The sequence below is a fragment of the Mesorhizobium sp. M7D.F.Ca.US.004.03.1.1 genome (assembly GCF_003998635.1).
GTDB lineage: Bacteria > Pseudomonadota > Alphaproteobacteria > Rhizobiales > Rhizobiaceae > Mesorhizobium > Mesorhizobium loti.
Genome location: NZ_RZQG01000575.1, coordinates 1 through 3,934 on the forward strand (window position 1 = coordinate 1; position 3,934 = coordinate 3,934).

Here is a 3,934-nt window from a genome sequence, read left to right on the forward strand (position 1 = left end):
GGACTGCAAGACCGCAGCCAAAATCGTATGCGAGCGCGATGGCAGTTGTTCGGTGGCTGAGGACCACACTGGATTTGTGCTGAACTACGGCAGCAACGAAGCCGAGTTTCCGGCCAGCAATGTCAGGATCAAACGCCACTATCAACAGACCGTGCAGGGGAGTCCTTTGCAGCAGGAAGTTAAAGTTGAATTGGCCGACAATCGCGTTCTTTGGCTGACGGCCGTGGATGCCAGCCGCACTTATTCGCAAGCGTGGGCCGGCGCACTCAGCGAGTTGAAGGGTGGCGCGGTACTGATGGAATCCGAGGGCGTCTATTGCATGCCGCATAAGTGAGTGCACCGAGAGGGGACGCGAGCTAGCGAAGGCCGATATAGTCTAACTTGGGACACCGGTGGAAGAAGAGTCCGTAGTCGACCGCCGAGTTTTAATCAGACGGTGAGATGCGGCCATCCAACATCTATCTGTCGATCTGAGACTTAAAGTAGGATTGACTGTTAGAAGCTGATCGTATCTCTATCGATGATAATCGGAAAGACTTGGATAAAGTGCTGCCAATACGTTGAAATGTGAAGAAATGTTAACCTACACTTGTGAAAGTCGCATAATCTATCTTATGGAACTTGAGAGTTATATTGCAGTCCATTGCTGCAATTCTTGGAGCCGGCGTCCAGACGAAACTCCAGTTGTAGGCGCTCGCACTCGTTCGGCCTATTCGACAAGGGCATGCAATATCACAAAGGCAGCAAGCGTTGCAGAAGAGCGTTCGAGTCGCAGTCAGACTGCTCGTCGGTAAGTCCAGAGCTGTGCGGGCGGTATGTTGCGGACGACGAAATCATAGTGAGACACGAGGTAGCGGTCGGGCATTCTGACAACCGGCGACAAAGGTCCGTAGGTGATTTGAATCATCGGTCTGCCAGCGGGAATGCGGGCCAGCAAATCCTCAAGCAGGCCAACACGCTGTTCCATTGGAAAGCTCAAGAGCGGCACCGCGCTTATGACGCAATCGAATTGTTCCCCGCGCCGTTCGGCCAGCACTTCGCCCAGTGCAAACGCATCGCCCAATCGAAAATCCACGCCTGGAAAGCGTCGCGTGAGACGATGATAGAAATCTTTGGAATACTCGACCGAAATCAGTTGATGCGGCTTGATGCCCCTTTCGAGGATGGCCTTGGTGATGACGCCGGTTCCGGCGCCAAGTTCAAGAACCGGCATTCCCGAGGCCGGGTTAATGACGCTTGCCATACGACGCGCGGCGTGCACGGACGTTGGCATGAGCGCGCCCACACGTTTCTTATCCTTTTGCCAGCCCTTGAAGAATTGTACTTCTTCTTCAAACTTCCTGCCAAGGCGCTCCTTTGATCGAAAAACCATATCCACTCTCTGCTCCGGCCATTTGTCGGGGTCATTTTCATGAGGCACCTGGGTACAACCCTTGCGACATTTTCAATCATGCGGCATTGGCTGCCGCGAGCAGCTCGCCTTTGCGCTGCCCGGGCAGAACGCCGACGTTATCGATAAGCCGCGTACCGCCGAGCCAAGCAGTGGCAATCAGGCGTGCAGGCCGGTCTGCGGCCGTGAGCGGCGACAGGTCGTCGTCAGCCCTCAGTTCGAGATACTCGACTTCGTCGTAACCGGCGGCGAGGATCGCTTGCCTTGCCTCGGCCAGTACAAGCTGTACTGGCGCTCTCGCTGACAGCTGCGCGGCCGAGGCGGACAGGACTTCGGGGAGCTTAGGCGCTGCCAGGCGCTGTTCGGCCGAGAGCCCTACATTGCGCGACGACATCGCCAGGCCGTCAGCTTCACGCACCGTCGGACAGGCGACAATCTCGATCGGAATGTCGAGATCGCGCACGAGCCGGCGAACGACGTGCAGTTGCTGGAAATCCTTCTCGCCAAAGAAGGCGAGATCAGCGCGCGTCTGGAGAAAGAGCTTGGCGACGACGGTTGCCACCCCGTCGAAATGGCCGGGACGGAACGCCCCGCACAGCCCCTTGCTCACCCCGCTCACCGATACCGTGGTGGCGAAGCCTTCCGGATATACGTCCGCCGCATTCGGCGCGTAGAGCAGATGAGCGCCGAGAGGAGCGAGCTTGGCGGCATCGTCATGCTCGGTGCGCGGGTAGGCCGCGAGATCGTTAGAGTTGTTGAACTGTTTTGGGTTGACAAACAGCGTCACGATAACTCGGTCGGCCTTGGCGAGTGCGGCACGTACCAGGCTCAGATGGCCTTCATGCAAGGCACCCATGGTTGGCACGACAGCGACTTTCAAGGCATTCTGACGCCATGCCGCGACAGCAGTGCGCAACTCGGCGACGGTTCGTGCGATTGGAACGCTCATGCTGCTTCTCCACCATTGACCGTCTTGTCGCATCGGCGAAGACATGCTCGTCCGCTGGAAAGCTGCGGTTCGCGCACTTCCTGAGCGTAAGCCGCGATCGCCGCCTCGGCGATCTCACCGAGTTCGGCATATCGCTTGACGAATTTGGGCCGGAAGTCGCCGAATATGCCCAACATGTCGTCGACGACGAGGATCTGCCCGTCACAGGCCGCCGAGGCGCCGATACCGATGGTCGGGATCGCTACCTCTCCGGTGATGCGGCGCGCGAGCGCCTCGGGGACCTTCTCCAGCACCACCGCGAAGGCACCGGCCTCGGCCACCGCGAGGGCATCGCTGCGGATGCGCTCCGCATCCTCCTCGCCCCTGCCCTGCACGCGATAGCCGCCGAAGGTATTGACCACCTGCGGCGTCAAGCCGACATGTCCCATGACCGGCACGCCGCGCCCAGCGAGAAAGCGGATCGTCTCGGCCATTGCGTCGCCGCCTTCGAGCTTGACTCCCGCGCAGCCGGTCTCGGCCATAAGCCTTGCCGCGTTGCGAAAGGCCTGCTCAGGACCTTCCTCGTAGGAGCCGAACGGCATGTCGACGACCATCAGGGCCTGCTCCAGGCCACGGCGCACGGCCTGAGCGTGCATCACCATCATCTCCAGCGTTACGCCCAGCGTCGACGGCATGCCGTGGAGCACCATGCCGACGCTGTCGCCGACCAGAACAATGTCACATTGCCGATCAACGAGCTTTGCGATCGGCGTGGTATACGCCGTCAAGCAGACGAGCGGCGTTCTACCTTTCCGCAAACGAATATCCGGCGGTGTGATCGCCTTGGTCTCAGCAACCGCACTCAACGAAGACTCCTTCCCCTACGTTACCAACCGTGGGTGTCGCGTTTGGCATACTTTTGTGCAGGTGCGAAGAGCTAAATTGCCTCCGGGTGTGATGTTGACGCACCGATGGTTATTGTGGAAAACCAAACTAAATCGGTTCAGCCGCTTCCGCAGCGGAGTTGCGCCCAACCAGTTCAGGGATCATGGTCGATCAGGCGGCGAAGGGAACCAGGAAAGGTAGAGCTGGAGGTAAGGCGAACGACGACGTCAAAGCGGACTTGATCGCTGTCGTCGTCGCCGTGAACAACAGCCACCCTTGCGTACTCACCATAGCGCAGGCAAACGCATTGCCGTCGGGCCCTTTTGAGCTGGCTCACCGTTCGCTTCAGTCGGGCCTCAGGGGATGGGTGGAGCAACAGACCGGCCAGCCGCTTGGCTACATCGAACAGCTCTACACCTTCGCCGATCGCGACCGGATCGGCGCCGAGGAGCGTGTAATCTCGATCAGCTACCTCGCGCTCACGCGAGAAGAAGAGGCACGCGCCTCGGCCAAGCGCTGCTGGGCAAGCTGGTACGACTATTTTCCATGGGAGGATCATCGCTCCGGCACGCCCACGGTAGTGGTGGAACATCTGCGGCCGCGCCTGAGGGAATGGGCGGATGGCGCTGACGACCCCGCCACGCGGTTCGATCGCCGGCGCCGTGCGGCGGTCGCCTTCGGCTTTGACGACCGATCATGGAATGAAGAATTCGCGCTGCAGCGCTACGAAC

General features: G+C 59.5%; 3 protein-coding genes and 2 pseudogenes. 2 read left to right on the forward strand and 3 right to left on the reverse strand.

What is annotated here, in order from left to right; translation table 11 throughout:
• Positions 1-334, forward strand: a 334-nt coding sequence (locus EN935_RS25665; protein ID WP_127373739.1) for a hypothetical protein, incomplete at its 5' end; no start/stop codon positions are given.
• A gap of 441 nt (positions 335-775) precedes the next feature.
• On the opposite strand, the gene pmtA is transcribed toward EN935_RS25665, so the two are convergent.
• The 3 genes and pseudogenes from pmtA to panB form a co-directional block, all read right to left on the reverse strand.
• Positions 776-1,372 carry a phospholipid N-methyltransferase PmtA gene (gene pmtA / locus EN935_RS25670; RefSeq protein WP_127265837.1) on the reverse strand — a complete coding sequence of 199 codons (597 nt, stop codon included), beginning with the start codon at positions 1,370-1,372 and terminating at the stop codon, positions 776-778.
• 76 nt (positions 1,373-1,448) lie between these two features.
• Positions 1,449-2,339 carry a pantoate--beta-alanine ligase gene (gene panC, locus EN935_RS25675; protein ID WP_127265839.1) on the reverse strand — a complete coding sequence of 297 codons (891 nt, stop codon included), beginning with the start codon at positions 2,337-2,339 and terminating at the stop codon, positions 1,449-1,451.
• A gap of 31 nt (positions 2,340-2,370) precedes the next feature.
• Positions 2,371-3,184, reverse strand: a pseudogene (panB, locus tag EN935_RS25680) (3-methyl-2-oxobutanoate hydroxymethyltransferase); the annotation flags it as partial.
• Between the two features lie 182 nt (positions 3,185-3,366).
• Here panB and EN935_RS25685 point away from each other — a divergent pair.
• A pseudogene (locus EN935_RS25685) lies at positions 3,367-3,934 on the forward strand (hypothetical protein); the annotation flags it as partial.

What these genes read in the sequence shown, in the direction of transcription:
- pmtA (WP_127265837.1), bottom strand. Translation starts at nt 1,372, where the DNA reads ATGGTTTTTCGATCAAAGGAGCGCCTTGGCAGGAAGTTTGAAGAAGAA.
- panC (WP_127265839.1), bottom strand. Translation starts at nt 2,339, where the DNA reads ATGAGCGTTCCAATCGCACGAACCGTCGCCGAGTTGCGCACTGCTGTC.